Annotated in this window: 20 protein-coding genes; 19 read left to right on the top strand and 1 reads right to left on the bottom strand. The window is 71.9% G+C overall.

Annotated features, from left to right (window positions below; genetic code table 11):
* Nucleotides 1-274 precede the first annotated feature (274 nt).
* The 18 genes from ACFYW1_RS38090 to ACFYW1_RS38005 all read left to right on the top strand — a co-directional run bounded on the left by ACFYW1_RS38090 (nt 275) and on the right by ACFYW1_RS38005 (nt 13767).
* Nucleotides 275-1234, top strand: coding sequence for a helix-turn-helix domain-containing protein (locus ACFYW1_RS38090; RefSeq protein ID WP_389004262.1), 960 nt, complete (start codon nt 275-277; stop codon nt 1232-1234).
* A 202-nt stretch (nt 1235-1436) separates the two neighbouring features.
* A complete protein-coding gene (locus ACFYW1_RS38085) occupies nt 1437-2432 on the top strand; it encodes a TauD/TfdA family dioxygenase (RefSeq protein WP_389004260.1) in 996 nt (331 codons plus the stop codon).
* Between the two features lie 184 nt (nt 2433-2616).
* A complete protein-coding gene (locus tag ACFYW1_RS38080) occupies nt 2617-2868 on the top strand; it encodes an acyl carrier protein (protein ID WP_148836714.1) in 252 nt (83 codons plus the stop codon).
* 47 nt (nt 2869-2915) lie between these two features.
* Nucleotides 2916-4163, top strand: coding sequence for a beta-ketoacyl-[acyl-carrier-protein] synthase family protein (locus ACFYW1_RS38075; protein WP_389004257.1), 1248 nt, complete (start codon nt 2916-2918; stop codon nt 4161-4163).
* On the top strand, nt 4160-5299 hold the full coding sequence (locus ACFYW1_RS38070; protein ID WP_389004255.1) for a beta-ketoacyl synthase N-terminal-like domain-containing protein: 1140 nt from the start codon (nt 4160-4162) through the stop codon (nt 5297-5299). Before ACFYW1_RS38075 ends, ACFYW1_RS38070 begins: the two co-directional genes overlap by 4 nt.
* Entirely contained in the window at nt 5296-6252 is a 957-nt protein-coding gene (locus tag ACFYW1_RS38065) for a beta-ketoacyl synthase N-terminal-like domain-containing protein (protein WP_389004253.1), read from the top strand. The genes ACFYW1_RS38070 and ACFYW1_RS38065 overlap by 4 nt, the downstream gene beginning before the upstream one ends.
* Nucleotides 6249-7172, top strand: coding sequence for an alpha/beta fold hydrolase (locus ACFYW1_RS38060; protein ID WP_389004251.1), 924 nt, complete (start codon nt 6249-6251; stop codon nt 7170-7172). Before ACFYW1_RS38065 ends, ACFYW1_RS38060 begins: the two co-directional genes overlap by 4 nt.
* Entirely contained in the window at nt 7169-8173 is a 1005-nt protein-coding gene (locus ACFYW1_RS38055; RefSeq protein ID WP_389004249.1) for a hypothetical protein, read from the top strand. Before ACFYW1_RS38060 ends, ACFYW1_RS38055 begins: the two co-directional genes overlap by 4 nt.
* The gene (locus tag ACFYW1_RS38050; RefSeq protein WP_148836719.1) at nt 8170-8496 is read left to right on the top strand and encodes a hypothetical protein; all 327 of its coding nucleotides are present in this window, start codon (nt 8170-8172) and stop codon (nt 8494-8496) included. Before ACFYW1_RS38055 ends, ACFYW1_RS38050 begins: the two co-directional genes overlap by 4 nt.
* A 1-nt stretch (nt 8497) precedes the next feature.
* Nucleotides 8498-8911 (top strand): hypothetical protein, encoded by a 414-nt coding sequence (locus tag ACFYW1_RS38045; protein WP_389004247.1) that lies wholly within the window; start codon nt 8498-8500, stop codon nt 8909-8911.
* Nucleotides 8912-8913: 2 nt separating this feature from the next.
* Entirely contained in the window at nt 8914-9342 is a 429-nt protein-coding gene (locus ACFYW1_RS38040; protein ID WP_389004245.1) for a hypothetical protein, read from the top strand.
* 115 nt (nt 9343-9457) lie between these two features.
* A complete protein-coding gene (locus ACFYW1_RS38035; RefSeq protein WP_389004243.1) occupies nt 9458-10531 on the top strand; it encodes a beta-ketoacyl synthase N-terminal-like domain-containing protein in 1074 nt (357 codons plus the stop codon).
* Between the two features lie 180 nt (nt 10532-10711).
* Nucleotides 10712-10972 (top strand): acyl carrier protein, encoded by a 261-nt coding sequence (locus ACFYW1_RS38030; RefSeq protein ID WP_389004241.1) that lies wholly within the window; start codon nt 10712-10714, stop codon nt 10970-10972.
* Nucleotides 10969-11400 (top strand): 3-hydroxyacyl-ACP dehydratase FabZ family protein, encoded by a 432-nt coding sequence (locus ACFYW1_RS38025; protein WP_389004239.1) that lies wholly within the window; start codon nt 10969-10971, stop codon nt 11398-11400. The genes ACFYW1_RS38030 and ACFYW1_RS38025 overlap by 4 nt, the downstream gene beginning before the upstream one ends.
* Nucleotides 11397-11879, top strand: a complete 483-nt coding sequence (locus ACFYW1_RS38020) for a 3-hydroxyacyl-ACP dehydratase FabZ family protein (protein WP_389004237.1) — start codon at nt 11397-11399, stop codon at nt 11877-11879. Before ACFYW1_RS38025 ends, ACFYW1_RS38020 begins: the two co-directional genes overlap by 4 nt.
* A gap of 78 nt (nt 11880-11957) precedes the next feature.
* A complete protein-coding gene (fabG, locus tag ACFYW1_RS38015) occupies nt 11958-12704 on the top strand; it encodes a 3-oxoacyl-[acyl-carrier-protein] reductase (RefSeq protein WP_283853766.1) in 747 nt (248 codons plus the stop codon).
* A 73-nt stretch (nt 12705-12777) separates the two neighbouring features.
* Complete coding sequence (locus tag ACFYW1_RS38010; RefSeq protein ID WP_389004235.1) at nt 12778-13485, top strand: 2-hydroxychromene-2-carboxylate isomerase; 708 nt, start codon at nt 12778-12780, stop codon at nt 13483-13485.
* Between the two features lie 60 nt (nt 13486-13545).
* Nucleotides 13546-13767 carry an MbtH family protein gene (locus ACFYW1_RS38005; RefSeq protein ID WP_389004233.1) on the top strand — a complete coding sequence of 74 codons (222 nt, stop codon included), beginning with the start codon at nt 13546-13548 and terminating at the stop codon, nt 13765-13767.
* Between the two features lie 155 nt (nt 13768-13922).
* Here ACFYW1_RS38005 and ACFYW1_RS38000 read toward each other — a convergent pair whose 3' ends face one another.
* Complete coding sequence (locus ACFYW1_RS38000) at nt 13923-14684, bottom strand: thioesterase II family protein (protein WP_389004231.1); 762 nt, start codon at nt 14682-14684, stop codon at nt 13923-13925.
* 237 nt (nt 14685-14921) lie between these two features.
* Here ACFYW1_RS38000 and ACFYW1_RS37995 point away from each other — a divergent pair.
* A partial coding sequence (locus tag ACFYW1_RS37995) for an amino acid adenylation domain-containing protein (RefSeq protein WP_389004229.1) occupies nt 14922-18181 on the top strand: 3260 nt, incomplete at its 3' end.

The raw sequence follows: 18181 nt of genomic DNA, 5'->3' as shown, positions 1-18181 counted from the left end.
GATAGACATGGGGCATGAATTCGCACCGGCAGGCCATTGTCGGCGAATAAGTTGCGACCCACCCGCTGCGGAACGATCCGGCAATGGGTGAGGTCCCGTCTCCCGCATTCTCGGGTCACCCGGGGATGCGGCGTGTCTCGAATCGGCGATTGCGTATTTTCCATTCGCTGACGAGGTCCTGTGCAGGGCGTTTTCGTGCACCTTCGGGGAGGCTCCATTCATGTACGGGTACGCGCCTTTGCAGTTTCATGATTTTTCACGGGGGCAGGCAGGAATGGAACGAGAGCGGGCCATAGGACTTGACCGGCAGACCGAGTTCGTCTACCGAATGCTGCTGCGTCGCCGCCGGTGGCGCATGTCGGAGCTGTGCGGTGTGCTCGACGTGAGCGAGGAGTCGCTGGGCCGCGTCATCGAGGGCCTGCGCGAGGAAGGTCTCGTGGCGGCCTCGGCCGACGACGACCAGGCCATACGCGCCGTCGAACCGTCCCTCGCCCTGCCGGCGCTCGCCACCCGCAGGTTCCAGGACGCCCAGGGCAGCGGGCTGCCCGGAGCGGTCGCGGTGGAGCGGCTGATCGCCCTGCACGAACGGGCCGCGGACCGGATCGCCGAACCGGTGGAGACCGGCAGCGTGGACGAGGCGTCGGCCCTCGTGGAGCGGCTGGCCACCACGGTGCGCCGCGAAGTGGTCATGCTGGTGCCCGAACACTGCCCGGGCTCCTTCGAGTTCTCCCGTCACGTGGCCGACGCGGTCCTGCGCCGCGACGCCACGCTCCGCCAGGTATGGGGCGCCTCCTTCCTCCACCTGCCCGCCGTCGTCGAGCACGCGCGCTGGCTCGGCGGCCAGGGCGCGGCCCCCTGCACCCTGCCGCACGTCCCCACCCGCGCGGTCGTCATAGACGGGGCGGTGGGCGTCCTGTTCGACGAGAGCGGCGGCGCCCGGGTGCTACGCGGCGGCACCGCGCTCGACTCCCTGAAGAAGCTCGCCCGACGGCTGTGGGACAGCAGCATGGAGGTCCGCCAGGCGCTGTCCTCCGTACCCGCCCCGCCGACCCGGCCGCGCCGCGAACAGATCCTGCGGCTGCTCGCCGACGGCCTCACCGACGACGCGATCGCCCGCCGCATCGGGGTCAGCGTGCGCACCGTGCGCAACGACGTCGCGTCCACCATGCTCGGCCTCGACGCCCGCAGCCGCTTCCAGGCCGGCGTCCGCGCCGCCCAGATGGGGCTGCTCTGAGGGCCTGCCGGACCGTCCGGCCGAAGGCCCCCGATCACGGGCCGCGCGTCCCTCTTCCCTCCCGAACCCCTTTCGAATCTTGCCAGTTGCTGCAACGCGAGCCCCACGGCGCCCACCGCTTGTCAGGCTGATGACGGCGCCGGACGGCTCGCCGGCAGCGCGGCCCCCTTTCCCGAGCCACCTCCCGGAGACGAGGAGTTTCATGTCTGTCGACGTCGGAAACGTGCTGGACCGCAAGACCGGCATCGTCCTCACAGAGGAAGAGAAGACCGAGCTGGAGATAGTCGCCTCCCACGTCAGCGGAATCCAGCCGCGTGCGGTGGACGACCGGTTCTGGATCGATTCGGCCAGGGACCTCTCGGCGCTCCTCCCGGTCAGGCTGCGGCAGACGCTGCGCCGGTTCGTGCGCGACCCCGGAGCCGACGCGATGCTGCTCCTGCGCAACCTCCCGGTGGCCCCCGAGTCCCTTCCGGACACGCCCGGCAAGCCCGGCTCCGTGCAGCGCACGAGCACCCTGCCCGCCTCCGTGCTCGCCCTCATCTCCCTCCAGCTCGGCGAGCTGATGGCCTTCCGCGAGGAGAAGGGCGGCGCCCTGGTGCAGGACGTGGTGCCGGTCCCGGGCATGGAGGACTTCCAGGGCAACGCGGGCGCGACCCAGCTGACCATGCACGTGGAGAACGCCTTCCACCCGCTGCGCCCCGACCTCGTCGGCCTGATGTGCCTGCGCAACGACCACGACAACGTCGCCGGTCTGCGGATCGCCTCCATCCGCAACGCCCTGCCGCTGCTCTCCGAGGAGACCCGCCGGGTGCTCCACGAGCCGCGCTTCGTCACCGCGCCCCCCGCCTCGTTCGGCGACCTCCAGTCGCTGCCCGAGCCGCACGGAATCCTCAGCGGCGACCCGGAGGACCCCGACGTGAAGGTCGACTTCACGAGCACCGAGGCGCTGGACCCGGGGGCGGAGCGGGCGATGGCGGAGCTCGGCGAGGTGTTCGTCGAGGTGCGCAAGACCCTCATCCTGGAGCCCGGGGACCTCGCCTACGTCGACAACCGGCTGGCCCTGCACGGCCGTACCGCGTTCCGGCCCCGCTACGACGGCCGCGACCGCTGGCTCCAGCGTGCCTTCGTCCAGCTCGACCTGCGCCGTTCCCGGCCGCGCCGGGCGGGCGACGGGCACGTGCAGTCCAGCGCCGCCTGAGAGCCCGCCGCACGGCCCCGGGAGCCCGCCGGGCCGGCCCTCGGCCGGCCGGCCTCCTGGAAGGTGCCGGTTTTCCAGGACATTGCAACAAGGTGCACCGGATCTGCCCAAGTGTCATGAGATGCGCCAGTGTTGGCGCCGCCGGAGTTTTGGCAAGACACCACATCCGAACGAGGAGAACCAAGTGAGCACTGTCGTCGCCGAGCGCCAGGAAAAGATCAAGGACATCGTCTGCGACATCCTGGAGATCGAGCCCGAGGACGTCACGGAGACCAGCCTCTTCAAGGAGGACCACGACGCCGACTCGCTGCGCGCCATCGAGATCCTCGCGTCGCTGGAGAAGGAGTTCCACATCGAGATCGACCAGGCCGAACTGGGCCGGATGGTCAACCTCAAGAGCGTCTACCAGGTCGTCTCCGACATAGCCGGCTGGTAATCCGAACCACCACACGACGGACCATCGAGACTGGTTGGGGAGATTTCATGACGTCGTTCTCCACGGACGAGCCGGACAGTGCGCAGAGAGTGGTCCTGAGCGGGTTCGGGGTGTTCTCCAGCATCGGTATCGGCGCGGACGCATTCGCCGAGGGGCTGCGGGCCGGGCGCAGTGGCGCCAAGCCCATCACGAGCTTCGACACCACCGGCTTCGCCTACGCCAACGGCTGCGAGGTCAGCGACTTCGACCCCGGCCGGTGGATCCGTAATCAAGAGCTCGAACAGCTGGGCCGTGCCGCCCGGTTCTCGGTGGCCGCCGCCAGGATGGCCACCGAGGACGCCGGCCTGGCACCCGAGGAACTGCGCACCAGGCGCGGACTCATCTCGATCGGCACCACCGACGGGGAGTCCCGCGACCTCGACAGCCTGGTGGAGACCGAGATCCGCACCGGGCCCCAGGACATGGACCCCACGGTCGCCCGGCGGGTCAGGGCCGGCCGGCTCTCCACGGCCATCGCCCACGAACTCGGCCTGACCGACGTGGAGGCCGTCACCATCCCCACCGCGTGCGCGGCCGGCAACTACGCCATCGGCTACGGCTACGACGCGGTGCGCGCGGGCGAGGTGGACTTCGCCCTGTGCGGAGGCGCCGACGCCCTGTGCCGCAAGACGTTCGCCGGCTTCTACCGGCTGGGCACCATCGCCCCCGAGCGCTGCCAGCCCTTCGACGCCGACCGCAAGGGCATCCTCACCGGTGAGGGCGCGGGCGTCCTGGTGCTGGAGAGCCTGGCCTCCGCCCGGGCCCGCGGCGCCCGCATCTACGCCGAGGTGCTCGGCTACGGCCTCAACTGCGACGCCCACCACCAGGTGGCGCCCAACGGGGCGAGCGTCGGCCGGGCCATGCGGCTCGCCCTCGACAACGCCGGCGTCAAGCCGGAGGAGGTCGACCTCATCTCGGCGCACGGCACCGGGACGAAGGCCAACGACGTCACCGAGGCCCAGGCCATCCGCGAGGTGTTCGGCGAGGCGCCCCGCACCGTCTCGATCAAGTCGATGATCGGGCACACCATGGGGGCGGCCAGCGCGCTGTCCGCGATCGCCTGCTCCCTGGCGATCGTCCACGGCTTCATCCCCCCGACCATCAACCACGTGCGCACCGACCCCGAGTGCGACGTGGACTGCGTACCGAACGAGGCGGTCGAGGCCGACCTCCGTGTCGTGCTCAACAACGGCTTGGCGTTCGGCGGGAACAACGCCGTCGTCGCCCTCGGGAAATACGAGGAGCAGGTGCGATGAGCTGGCTGGTCGGTGGAGTGGGCGCGGTCGCCGGAGTCGGCCGCGATCCCCGGGAACTCTTCGACGGTCTCTGCGCGGGCCGCAGCGCCCACGCCGAGCTGCGCGGCTTCGACCGTTCGCGGTACGCCGCCCGGTACGCGTACGAGATCGACGACCGGCCGGTGCCGGGCGCCGACGTGCCCGGCCGGGCCACCAAGTGGCTGCTGGAGGCGGTCGGGCAGGCCGCCCGGGACGCGGGCCTGGGCGAGGACCTCTCGGACGTGCCCGTCCTGATCGGCACGGGGCTGCGCGAGCTGCGCTCCGTGGAACTGTGGTGGCGCGACGGCACCCCCCTGGAGGCGGACCGGCTGCATTTCGACCGCGCCCTGCGGGAACGGTTCAACACCACGGCCACGTACACCTTCGCCAACGCCTGCTCGGCCTCCCTGTACGCGCTCGCGATGGGCACCGACCTGCTCGAACTGGGCGAGGCCGACACGGTGATCGCCGCCGGGGTGGACGTGCTCACCGAGAGCATGTACGGCCTGGTGGAACGGGTCCACCCGGTGCCGCCGGACCGGGTCAGGCCCTTCGACCGCGACCGCACGGGCGCGGTCATGGGGGACGGCGCCGCGGCCGTCGTGCTGCGGCGCGACGACGGCAACCGGCGCGGCAGGGCGCACGGGCGGCTCCGCGCGGTCGGCCTGAACTGCGACGCGCACCACGCCACCGCGCCCGACGACGCCGGCATCGCCTCGGCGATCAGGCAGGCGCACGACCTGGCCGGCATGAAGCCCAAGGACATCGACCTGGTGATGCTGCACGGCACCGGGACGCTCCTCAACGACGAGGCCGAGGCCACCGCCGTCGCCGAGGTCTTCGGACCGCACGTCGGCAGGCCGCTGATGACCGCGATCAAGTCGATGACCGGCCACACCTCGGGCGCGTCCGGACTGATCGGCATGATCACGGCGATGCGGGCGCTGGAGGAGGGGCGGGTGCCGCCCACCCTCGGGCTCTCCCACCCGGTCGAGGAGGCCGAGGGATTCCGGTTCGTCACCGGTGAGGAAGCCGTCGGCGAGATGTCGGTGGCCCAGATCAATGCGTTCGGCTTCGGCGGCATCAACGCCGTCGCGGTCGTGGAGGCGGTCCGTTGAGCACGCTGGTTACCGGGATCGGCATCGCAGTCGCAGGTGTCGAGACCCCCGACGATCTGCTGCGGCCGAGGCAGGCTTCGAGCGCCCCCGTCGAGCCGAGGGAACGGCTCGGCCGCAAGGGGCTGCGCTACAAGGACCGGGCCACCCAGCTCGGTTACTGCGCGGCCCGCGACGCGCTGCGCGAGGCGCGGCTCCTGGACGACGAGGACCGCGCCCCGCGGGGCGACCGGATCGCCGTCGTGGCCAGCTCCAACTACGGGAACCTGGACACGATCTGCCGGACCGTGGAGACCATCGCGGCCGACACCGCGTCCGCCGCGAGCCCGATGGACCTGCCCAACGCCTCCAGCAACGTGCTGGCCTCCTCGGTGGCCATCCGGTTCGGCCTGACCGGGCCCAACCTGATGCTGTGCAACGGGGAGACCTCGGGCACCGACGCGGTGCGCTGGGCGCTCGCCCTGCTCGGCTCGGGCCGCGCCGACCAGGTGCTCGTCCTGGGCGCCGAACCGGACACCGAACCGGCCCGCAGGCTCTCCGGACTGGACACCGCCTTCGACGGTGCGGCCGCGCTGGTCCTGGAGACGCAGCGCACCGCGGGATCCCGGGGCGCCCGGGCACTGGCCGGCATCGACCGGCACGCCCGGGGCGCGGACCTGTCGTCCTGCCTGGCCGCGCTCGGCGGCGAGGGTGCCCGCACCCCGGCCGCCTGGCAGGCACCGGACACCGCGGACGGCACGTCCGCCGACGGGGCCGGTCTCCTCGAAGGCGTACGGGACCTGGGGCTGGCACAGCAGTGGCGCGGGGCGTCGGGCGCGCTGGGCGTGCTCCAGTGCGCGGCGTCGGCCGGCTGGTTCGCCGCGGGCGGCGCCGGACCGGTGTACGCCGTGACCGGGGGCGGTCGCACGGGACCCGCCGCGGGCCTGGTCCTGGTGAGCCCCGGAGAGACGGGGTGAGCGGCGGCGAGGCCACGGCCACGCTGCCCGCCCACACCTCCGGCGCCCCGGCGCCCGTCCGGCCCGCCCCGGCCGGCGGCGCCGGGCGTCCGGTGATCCTGCACCGCCACCCGGCACGGGGCCCCGTGCGCGGCCGGATGCTGCTCCTGCACGGCCTCGGCAACAGCGCGACCGTGTGGGACGGCTTCCTGGCCCACCGCCCGCAGGGCCACGAGGTGTGGTCGGCCGACCTGCCGTGGCGCGGCGCGGGGGTGGACGGCTGGCACCACGTGCCGGACGCCTCCCCGTGGCTGGCCGAAGCGCTGGCCGGGGTACCGGGCGGCGCGGACGTGGTGGTCGCCCACTCCTTCTCCGCGATGCAGCTGTTGTCCCTGATCGACCGCGAACTCGACGCGGGCGGCGACCCGTTCGCCCGCCACGGCATCCGCGGCCTGGTGCTCGTCGCCCCGTTCTACCGGCGCAGCCCCGAGGACTTCACCTGGGACGCCATGACGCGCTACCTGGACGACTTCGAGCGGATCATGGAAGAGGGCATCCGGGTCCACTCCGGCGGGAGGCTGGACCCGGACATCCAGCTGTCGATGGCCCGCCGGGTGTGCGACCGGGTCGGCCCGTACGGCTGGATGCGGTTCGTGGACAGCTATCTGCGCACCCCCTGGCTGCGGGCCGAACGGATCGACGTACCCGTCGTGGTCATCGGCGGCGAGCACGACTTCGCGGTGGATCCGGCCGAGGGACTGAACCTGGCGGCCGAACTCCCCGACGCACAGACCCACATCCTCGCCGACTGCGGGCACTTCCTCATGGCCGAGAGGCCCGAGGAGTTCTCCGCCGTGGTCGGCGACTTCGTCAGCACACTGTCCGCCAGGGCCGGCCGGCGCCGGCCCGGCGACCGAGCCTTTGGAGAGCCGGGCCGATGAGCGACGTGACCGAGACCCAGGTCAAGACCCTTCTGGAGACCCCGACCCGGGTGCAGCTGCGCCCGAGGTTCGAGGGTTCCAACATCTGTACCTGGATCGGCTTCAAGCACGACAACTACCTGGTCGAGGAAGCGATCCTGGAGCACTTCAGGTCCGCCGGCCTGTCCACGCGCAAGCTGTACGAGGAGCTCGGCCTCGGGCTGGACTTCGTGGAGATGGACGTCCGGATCCTGAGCTCGCTGCACCTGGACGACCTGGTCACCGCCGACGTGGTGCCGGTCTTCAAGGAGGGCGCGAACGAACTGGCCTTCCGGGTCACGCTGAGCGTCGACCGCGACGGCGCGCCGGTGAAGGCGGTGACCGGCAAGGCGAAGGTGGCGCTGCGGATCGACACCACGTTCCCGCCCGAGCCGGTGCCCGCCCCGCTGGCTCCGCTCGCGGTCGAGCGCCTGGGCACCTCCGAGCCCGGCGCCGCGGCGGCCGTCGCCACCACGACCGACCTCTCCGACGGCCACGGCACCAACGGACCCGACCCGGTGCTGGAGCAGCTGACCGAGGGCAGGAACGCGTTCGGCTGGAAGTGGCGGATCCCGTACCCGTACTGCCACTTCACCGAGCGGCTCCAGATGTCCGGCTACCTGCGACAGATGGAAGAGGTCGTGGACCTCTTCCTGGCCGACCGCGGGCTGTCGATCAAGACGCTCCTCGACGACCGCAAGTGGATCCCCGCCTGCTCGCACTCCCACATCAGGATCCTCGACGAGGCCCTGATGGAGGAGGACCTGTACGTGATCTACACGGTCGAGGAGGTCTTCAAGGACTTCCTCTACCGGTCCCGGTTCGACACGTACGTGGTGCGCGACGGCCACCTGGTGCAGACCGCCACGGGTCACGTCACGCACGGCTACGCCGTCATCGACAGCCGCACCGACTGGCACCTGGTGAACTTCGACGAGCCCGTGCTGCGGGCCCTGCGCGGCGAGTCGGCACCGGACGCATGAACCGGCACCTCCTCATCGAGACGCAGGGGCCCTGGGCCGGCCGGGAGTGCGCGTCCTTCGTGCGCGACGCCACGACCCTGGCCGGCGGCGGCCACCGCACCCGGCTCCTCCTCCTCCAGGAGGGGGTGCTGGGCGCGGTGCCCGGTGTGCTGCCGGAGCTGGAGGGCTACCTGGCGGCGGACGGGGAGCTGCTGGTCGACAGGTACTCGGTCGCCCAACGCGGCCTGAAGAAGGAGCAGTTGGTGCCCGAGGCCCGGCTGGTGGACATGGACGAGATCGCCGGGAGCGTACTGGACCCGGTGGTGAAGGTGGTGTGGCACTGACATGGCCAGGGGCAGGGGCATCCCGCACACCGACGTACTGGTCACCCTGATGGGTTCGCCGCACGCGTCCGACCTGTTCACCAGCGTGCTGCGGCTCGTGGAGGAGATGCTGCGGCAGGACGCCGCCGTGCAGGTCTGGGCGTGCGGTTACGCGACGATGCTCACCCAGGAGGGCCTGGGCGAGTCCAAGCCGCGCAACCTCGCGAACTGGTCCGGCGACTACCCGTCGACCCTCACCGTGATCCGCGGACTGCTCGCGGCGCACCCGGGCCGGCTGCACTGGTACGGCTGCCGGTTCTGCAGCGACGAGCGCGGCGCCGTGGCCCACATCCCCGAAGTCAGGCTGCGGGCACCCTCCGCCTTCGCGGAGAACGTCGCCGCGGCGGACAAGACCCTGTTCGTGGGGGTGCTCTGACCATGACGACAGCCCACACCACCGGCCCCGGGGCCGGTGCCACCGACAACGGCCGGGTCCTCGGCATCGTCGAACGCGCCTACCGCGGCGCGGTGGAGAAGCAGTTCTTCGACGTGCTGTACATGGCGGTCGAGCTCCACCGGCAGCTGGGCGGCATGGACATCCTGCTGCGCGGACCGGCCGTGACCTGCGCCGTGGGGGCGGCCGAGACCGGCCCCCTGCGGTTCGGCGACCGGGTGCTGGACACCCTGACCGATCCGCGCCACGACCTGCGGGTGCTGCTGGACGCCGGAGTACGGATCTTCGCGCAGGAGGAGGACCTGACGGCCCTCGGATTCGCCCCCGGCGACCTGCTCGACGACGTCCGCCCGGTGCCCGCCGCGGAGATGGCCGGGCGATGGCCGGAGTACCGGATGGTGAGCTACCTGTGACCGCAGGGCACGCCCGGCCGTTCCGCGGCCGCCCCGTCGCCGGACCGCCCGCCGCCTTCGCCCCCCGCCCAGCCCCCGTAGTCGCCAGTCGCTCCAGCCAAGGAATGGACCTCTCATGACCAAGACTGTGATCTCCGCGTGGTCGGCCGTCTCGCCGTTCGGCATGGGCCGGGACGCCTTCGTGGGCGGATTCCACGACGGCCGGTCCACGGTCGCCCCGGTCGACCGCGAGCAGTGGCAGACACCCGACGACGAGGTCTGCCTCGTCCCCGGCTTCAGCCCGGCCGCCGCCCTGGGCAAGAAGGGCACGCGCGCCATGGACCGGGCCACCGGCCTCGCGGTCTCGGCGGTGGGCCGGCTGATCGAGGAATCGCCCTCCGACCCCGCCACCGTCACCGGTGAGGAGGTCGCGCTGGTCCTGGGCACCACCTCGGGCAGCGTGCAGAGCATGATGGACTTCACCCGCGGCGGCCTCGTCTCGGAGAAGCCCTACTTCGTCGACCCGGCACGCTTCCCCAACGCGGTGATGAACTGCGCCGCCGGGCAGTGCGCCATCTGGCACCAGCTCAAGGGCCCCAACACCACCATCGCCGGGGGCCGGGTCTCCGGCCTGCACGCCCTGAAGTACGCCCAGCGACTGCTGAACGCGGACCGCGCCCGCACCGTGCTGTGCGGCGCCGTCGAGGAGTACGCCGACGCCCGTGCCTGGCTGGACCGGCACGCGCGCGGCGAGGACGAGGCCGGCACCGTCCACGGCGAGGGCTGCGTGATGCTCCAGGTCGAGTCCGAGGGCTCGGCCCAGGGCACCCCGCTGGCGACCGTGCAGGCCGTCGAGGTGGGGGTCTTCGCGGGCGGCGGCGAGAACGCGGCCCCCGTGCTCGACACCTGCGTGCGCCGTGCGCTGGAGCGGTCCGGGACCGACCCGGCCGACGTGTGGATGGTCGCCCCGAGCGGTGCGCGGGGAGCCCTCGGCGACGCCGAACAGTCCGTCCTGGAGGCCCTGTTCGCCCCCACGGCGGTCAACCGCGTGTCGCAGCTGATCGGCGACACCGCCGGGGCGGCGGCCATGTTCCAGATGGCCGCGGTGCTGGCCGTCGCCGAGCGGGCCGAGGCCGCGGGCCGGACCGCGGTCGTCACCGCGGTGGACCGGGACGGCGAGGCGGGCTGCGCGGTGCTGCGCCTGGGCTAGGGCCTCTCGTTTGGATCGCGCCGGATCAGCGTGCGTGCCGGGGCACGCGAGCCCGACATGAGCCAAACGAAAGAACCCGGGGCCCGGACCGGCCGACGGTCTTCCGTACCGGCCTCCCGCACCAACCTCCCGCACCGACAAGAACGTACGGGCAGAACAGCAACGAGAGAGGACACTCCCATGACATCCGCAGTGCAGGCACTGGACCTCGAACAGCTCCGCGCGATCATCGCCGAGGTGCTCGACGTCGAGGTCGCGGACATCGGCGACGACACCAACTTCGCCGACGACCTGGAGATCGACTCCCTGATGGCCCTGGAGGTCGTCGTGGTCCTGGAGAAGCGCTACCAGGTCAAGCTCCGCGAGGAGGAGCTCAAGCAGGTCACCTGCCTGAAGGCGGCCCACGACCTGCTGCAGCAGAAGCTGCGGACCTCGCAGTGACCGTCGTCGAATCCGTCGCCGAGTCCGTGACCGGGGTCTCCCCGGTCACGGCCGGCATCCGCGTCGTGCGGCCGGCGACGGCGGAGGAGGGGGGCCGCCTGACGGCGGCCACCGTCTGCCGCGTCGACCCCGCGGAACAGATCTTCGCGGGCCACTACCCCGGATTCCCCATCTTCCCCGGGGTCTGCGTCATCGAGTGCGTACGCCGCAGCGCCCTGGCCACCGCGCCCGGCCCGGTCACGCTGGCCGCGGTGGAGTCCGCGCGCTTCCGCGGACCGGTGCTGCCCGGCGACGAACTGGCCATGGAACTCGTCTGGAAGCCCGACGGGCCCGACGGACGGGACTGGCGGGTCACGGCGACCGCCCGCACCGACCGGGGCGACGCCGCGTCGATCCGGCTGGGCTTCAGGACGGGAGGCCGGTCGTGATCGGTACCGTCGAACTGCGCGGGCTGCTGCCGCACCGCTTCCCGATGCTGCTGGTGGACCGGGTCGACGAACTGGTGCCCGGCGAGCGACTGGTCGCCCGCAAGGCCGTCACCTGCAACGAACCCTGGTACGCCGCGCTCCCGCAGGACGCCGGACCGCAGGACCACCACTACCCCGAGGTGCTGCTCGTGGAGTCGTGGTGCCAGGCGGCGGGCGTCCTGGCCACCTGGGACGACCCCAACCCGGACGTGCTGAACGGGCAGGTGATGCTGTTCGGCGGCGTCAGCGACGCCCGGTTCGAACGGCCCGTGTTCCCCGGGGACGTGGTGGAGCACCGGGTCCGGGTCTACCGGGTGCTGAGCGACACGATGATCTTCGAGGGCGAGTCTCTCGTGGACGGCGAGACGGTCATGACCGTCGCGAGGGCCACGATGGCGTTCCGCCCGGCCGAGCAGCTCCGCGCGGCCACCGGGACCTAGGACCCGGAGCCCTTTCCGGCACGCCCTGCCGGTCACGGAACCAGCGCCGGTCACGGTTATTCACAGAAGGAGAAACGGGTGGGAGACAAGCCGTCCCGCGTCGCGCTCGTCAGCGGCGGATCACGGGGCATCGGAAGAGCGGCGGTGCTGCGCCTGGCACAGGACGGCCACGACGTGGCCTTCTGCTACCGGTCCGACGCCGAGGCCGCGCAGGCGCTGGAGAAGGAGGTGTCCGAACTGGGCGTGCGGGCCCTCGCCGTCCGTACGGACGTCACCGACGCCCAGGCGGTGCGCGACCTGACCGAGCGCACCGAGGACGAACTCGGACCGATCGACGTACTCGTCACCTCGGCCGGCATCACCAGCGACAACCCGCTGCTGCTGATGACCGACGAGCAGTGGCACAACGTGCTGGACACCAACCTGGACGGCGTCTACCACGTCTGCCGGGCCGCCATCTTCGCGATGATGAAGCGGAAGTCCGGCTGCGTCGTCAACGTCTCGTCGGTCGCCGGGGTCTACGGCAACGCGCGCCAGACCAACTACTCGGCGTCCAAGGCCGGCATCATCGGCTTCACCAAGGCGCTCGCCAAGGAGACCGGGCCGTACGGCATCCGCGCCAACGTCGTGGCGCCCGGCTTCATCGACACGGACATGACCTCCGCGCTCCAGGGCGGGGTCAAGGACCGGGCGCTGAAGTCGATCCCGCTGGGCCGGATGGGCCGGGCCGAGGAGGTCGCCGACCTCATCGCCTACCTCGCGTCCGACCGCGCCGCGTACATCACCGGTTCCGTCTTCCAGATCGACGGCGGAATCACCATCTAGTGCCATGACCGGCAACGCCCGCCCGAGGGGCCGGGCCTGCCGGGAGGGGTACCCAGCCACCGGAAGGACGGCCATGGCCAAGCGCGGCCCACGCTGGTACTTCAATTTCCGCAGCCCGTACTCCTGGCTGGCCCACCGGGACCTGGTGGACCGGCACGGCGACGTCGCCGACGCCGTCGAATGGATCCCGTACTGGGACCCGGACCCGCGCAGCGAGAAGGCGCTGGCCGAGGCGGGCGGCTCGTTCCTCTACACCCCGATGTCGCGGGAGAAGCACTTCTACGTGCTGACCGACGTGCGCAGGCTCGCGGCCGACCGGGGCCTGACCGTCTCCTGGCCCGTCGACCGCGAACCCGTGTGGGAGGTCTCGCACCTCGCGTACTACCTGGCCGCGGACCGGGGCGTCGGCCCCCGCTACGTCGACCTCGTCTACCGCGCGCGCTTCCAGGACGGCAGGAACATCTCGGACCCCGAGGTGATCGCCGACGTGGCCGGGAAGGCCGGCCTCGACCCGGCAGCGGCGGCGGCCGCGGCCGAGGACCCGCAATTGCGCTCCCGGTCCACCGAGGCGCTCATGTCGGCCTACAAGGACGGGGTGTTCGGCCCGCCCTTCCTCATCGCGGGGCGCGAGAAGTTCTGGGGCCTGGACCGGCTCGACCGGTTCGCCGACGCCGTGCGCTCCACCACGCCGGCCCGGCCCGCGACGGTCGCACCGGTGCCCGACGAAGCCCTGTCGACCACCGCCTCGGGAGACCTGGGGCATGCCGGAGGCTGCGGCTGACGGTCCGCCGTCGAGCCGCGCACGAAACCACCAAGCAACACGATCCGAGGAGAACACACGATGTCGACCAACCCGTTCGAGGACAAGGACGCCACCTACCTGGTGCTCGTCAACGACGAGGGCCAGCACTCGCTGTGGCCGGTCTTCGCCGAGGTGCCGGCCGGATGGACCGTCGCCCTCAAGGAGTCCGGTCACGACGAAGCACTCGCGTACATCGAGGAGAACTGGACCGACATGCGGCCCAAGAGCCTCGTCGCGGCGATGGAGAGCCCCGCCGCGTGACGGACCGTCCGCGCAGCGCCGTACCGGTGTGACGGAACCACGGCCGTCACACCGGTACGGCGCACGAGGACAGGGGAACGGCCCCGGAACCCGAGTCGGGTTCCGGGGCCGCCGTCGTCCTCACGGAGGTTCCGCGCAGGGCGGGCCGGCCGCGCTCAGTGCGTGCCGACCGCCGTCAGGGCCAGCCGTTCGACGATCCGGCGCCCGAACTCCTCGACGTCGGCCGTCAGATAGAAGTGGTCGCCGGGGAAGACCCGGAGGTTGAACGAGCCCGAGGTGGTGTCGGACCACGCCCGGGTCTCCTCGACCGTGACGTCGCAGTCCGCGTCGCCCACCCATGCCTCCACCGGGGCGGTGATCCGCAGGGAGGGATCGGGCCGGTAGTCCCCCATGAGGGCGAAGTCGCCCCGGATCGCGGGCATCAGCAGCTCCCGCATCTCGGGACTGTCCAGGAACTTCGTGCCGTCGCCGCCCAGCCGCTCCACCTCCGCCAGGAGCCCCGCGTCCCCGCCCAGGTGCGCCTGGTTGTTGCGGTAGCGGGCCGGCGGCTGCTGGCCCGAGACGAACACCACGGCCGGCAGCACACCGTGCCGGTGCTCCAGCCGGTGCGCCACCTCGAACGCCACCGACGCCCCCATGCTGTGCCCGAACAGCGCCAGCGGCTGCTCCGCCACCGGCAGCAGCGCCTCGGTGAGCGCGTCGGCGAGCTCCGCCATCCGCGTCACGCACGGATCTCCCAGCCGGTCCTGCCGCCCGGGGTAGCAGGCGCCCAGCAGCTCCACGTCGTCCGGCAGCCACTGCGGCCAGGTGCGGAACATGCTGGCGGCCCCACCCGCGTGCGGCAGACCCACCAGCCGCAGCCGCGGCTGCGGCACCCGCTTGAAGCGGCGGAACCACACATCGGTCTGCTCGGACATCTCTCTACCTCCGTCGTACGTCATCACTGGCTCGACAACTCTCCCAGTGCACCCGGCACGGCGTTGCTCTTCGGCCGGGCTGCAACAACGTGCACTCCTGCGAGAGTTGTCCGTTGCGCGAGTCAGGATGAGTACTCGCGCGCCTCCCGCGCGCTTCGCCGTGACGACCGCCGGCGGCAGGGCCCCGCCCCGCCGCCGCATGCCGGTGTCCCAGAAAACGACCGAGGGTGGTTCCCGTTGTCCGACGTCCAGGACCTTCTTCTGCCTCTGACCGCTGCCCAGTCCGGCATCTGGTTCGCGCAGGAGCTCGACCCTGCCAACGTCATCTACAACGCGGGTGAGTACCTGGAGATCTGCGGCCAGGTCGACGTCCCGCTGTTCGAGACGGCGCTGCGGCAGGTGCTGGCCGAGGCGGAGTGCCTCCGGGTGCGTTTCGTGGACACGCCCGACGGCCCCCGCCAGCGGATCGAGCCGACCCTCGACTGGTCGCTGCCGGTCACGGACGTGTCCGCCGCACCGGACCCGCGCGCGGCGGCCGAACTGCGGATGCGGGACCTGCTCGCCACCCCCAAGGACATCCGGCACGACCACCTCTTCGACTTCGAGCTGTTCCGGCTCGCCGACGACCGCTACCTGTGGCTGCACGCCTACCACCACAGCGCCGTCGACGGCTTCACCGTGGCACTCGTGGCCCAGCGCGTCGCCGAGGTCTACACCGCGCTGGCCGGGGGCACCGAGGCGGGCGCCTGCCCCTTCGCGCCGCTGAGCGACCTCGTCGGGGCCGACCTGGCCTACCGCGCCTCCGAGCGGTTCGCCCTGGACCGCGCCTACTGGGCGGACCGGCTCGCCGGTGCGCCCGGCCCGGTCGGCCCGTCCGGCGCCCGGCCCGGCACGGCCCGGCGCCTGGTGCGCCGCACCGCCCACCTCGACCGGACCACGGCCGGGGAGCTGCGGGAACTCGCACGGGCGGCCGAGGTGTCCTGGCCGCCGGTGCTGGCCGCCGCCTTCGCCGCCTACCTCCAGCGCTGCACCGGCACCGACGAGGTGATGCTCGGGCTCCCCGTCACCACCCGGCTCGGCCGCGCCGCCCGCTCCGTGCCCGGCATGGTCTCCAACGTCCTGCCGCTGCGCCTGGCCCCGGCCCGCGACATGACCATCGGCGAACTGCTGCGCCACACCTCCGCCGCGATGCGGGCCGACCTCCGCCACCAGCGCTACCGCTACGAGGACCTGCGCCGCGACCTGAACCTGCTCGCCGACGACCAGAAGCTGGTCGGGCCGCAGGTCAACATCATGATGTTCGACTACGACCTGCGGTTCGCCGGGCACCGGGCCATCGTGCACAACCTCTCCGTCGGACCCGCCGACGACATGGCCGTCGTCGTCTACGACCGCGGGGACGGCAAGGGCCTGCAGATCGACCTCGACGCCAACCCGGAGCTGTACACCCCCGACGAGATCGACGCCCACCTGAACCGCTTCCTGCGCTTCCTGGCGGAGCTCGCGGCCGGCGGGCCGGACCGGGCCGTCGGGGAGATCGACCTGCTGGACGACGCGGAGCGCCACCAGGTGCTGGAGGCGTGGAACGACACCGCGCACCCGGTGCCGTCGACCACCCTGACCGCCCTGCTGGACGCCCAGGCCCTGCGCACCCCGGACGCCACCGCCCTGGTCTTCGAGGGCACCGAACTGTCCTACGCCGAGCTGGACGAGCGCGCCGGCCGGCTGGCCCGGCTGCTCGTGACGCGGGGCGTCGGACCGGAGAGCTTCGTCGCCGTCGCCGTGCCGCGCTCGGTCGAGCTGGTGGTCGCCCTGCTCGCGGTGCTCAAGTCGGGGGCCGCGTACCTGCCGGTGGACCCGGACTACCCGGCGGAGCGGATCGAGTTCCTGCTCCGGGACGCCGCCCCGGTGCTGGTGCTGACCACCGCCGAGGTGGCCGCCGGACTGCCGGAGACCGGCACGCCGCAGCTGCTCCTGGGCACCCCCGGCACGGCGGACCTGCTGTCCGGCCACGGACCGGACAGCGGCACCGCCCTGCCCGTCGCCGCTCCCGCCAACCCGGCGTACGTCATCTACACCTCCGGCTCCACCGGCCGTCCCAAGGGCGCGATCGTCCCCCACGCCGGCATCGTCAACCGGCTGCTGTGGATGCAGGACCACTACCGGCTCACCGCCGACGACCGCGTCCTGCAGAAGACCCCCTCCGGCTTCGACGTCTCCGTGTGGGAGTTCTTCTGGCCGCTCATCACCGGCGCGACCCTGGTCGTCGCCCGCCCCGAGGGCCACAAGGACCCCGTCTACCTGGCCGAGCTCATCCGTGAACAGGCCGTCACCACCACGCACTTCGTGCCCTCCATGCTCCAGGCGTTCCTGGCCGAGCCCGCCGCGGCCGAGTGCACCGGACTGCGCCGGGTGATCTGCAGCGGCGAGGCGCTGCCCGCCGCGCTGCGCGACCGTTTCCACTCCGTCTTCGCCGGCCCGTCGGAGATCGGACTGCACAACCTGTACGGCCCCACCGAGGCATCCGTCGACGTCACCTGGTGGGCGTGCGGCCCGGAGGACAAGACCCCGTCGGTGCCGATCGGCCGGCCCGTGTGGAACACCCGGGTCTACGTCCTGGACGCCGGTCTGCGGCCGGTTCCCACGGGTGCACCGGGAGAGCTCTATCTCGCGGGCGTCCAGCTCGCCCGGGGTTATCTGGGGCGTGCGGGGTTGTCGGCGGGTCGGTTCGTGGCGGATCCGTTCGGTGCCGTGGGTGGGCGGATGTATCGGACGGGTGATGTGGTGCGTTGGTCGGTGGGGGGTGATTTGGAGTATCTGGGGCGTGCGGATGATCAGGTGAAGGTGCGTGGTTTCCGTATCGAGTTGGGTGAGATCGAGTCGGTTGTCGGTGCGTGTCCGGGTGTGGGCCGGGTGGCTGTGGTGGTGCGTGAGGATCAGCCGGGGTCGCGGCAGATCGTTGCGTATGTGGTGCCGGTGGGTGGGCCGGTGGATGGTGGGGTGTTGCGTGGTTTCGTGGCGGAGCGGTTGCCGGAGTACATGGTTCCGGTGGCGTTCGTGTCGCTGGATTCCCTGCCGCTGAGCCCGAACGGGAAGTTGGACCGGCGTGCGTTGCCGGCGCCCGATTTCGGTGGTGTGGTGCGGGGGAGGGCTCCGCGTACGGAGCGTGAGGTCGTGCTGTGCGGGTTGTTCGCGGAGGTGCTGGGGCTGGAGGAGGTCGGCGCGGACGACAGCTTCTTCGACCTCGGCGGCGACAGCATCATGTCCATCCAGCTGGTCAGCCGTGCCCGCACCGCCGGTCTCGTCCTGACCACGCGTGACGTCTTCCGGCTGAAGACCGTCGAGGCGCTGGCCGAGGCCGCCGAGGAGGACAGCCGGGACAGGACCGTCTGGGGCGCCGAACCCGGTGGTGGTGTGGGTGAGGTGGTGTCGGCTCCGATCGTGCATTGGTTGCGTGAGTTGGGGTCGGGTGTGGGTGGTTTTCATCAGTCGGTGTT

Origin of the sequence: Streptomyces sp. NPDC002669 (assembly GCF_042889165.1) — a bacterium.
Taxonomy (GTDB): domain Bacteria; phylum Actinomycetota; class Actinomycetes; order Streptomycetales; family Streptomycetaceae; genus Streptomyces.
Note: the sequence above shows the minus strand (reverse complement) of the source record. Positions and strands in the feature narration are given on the sequence as shown.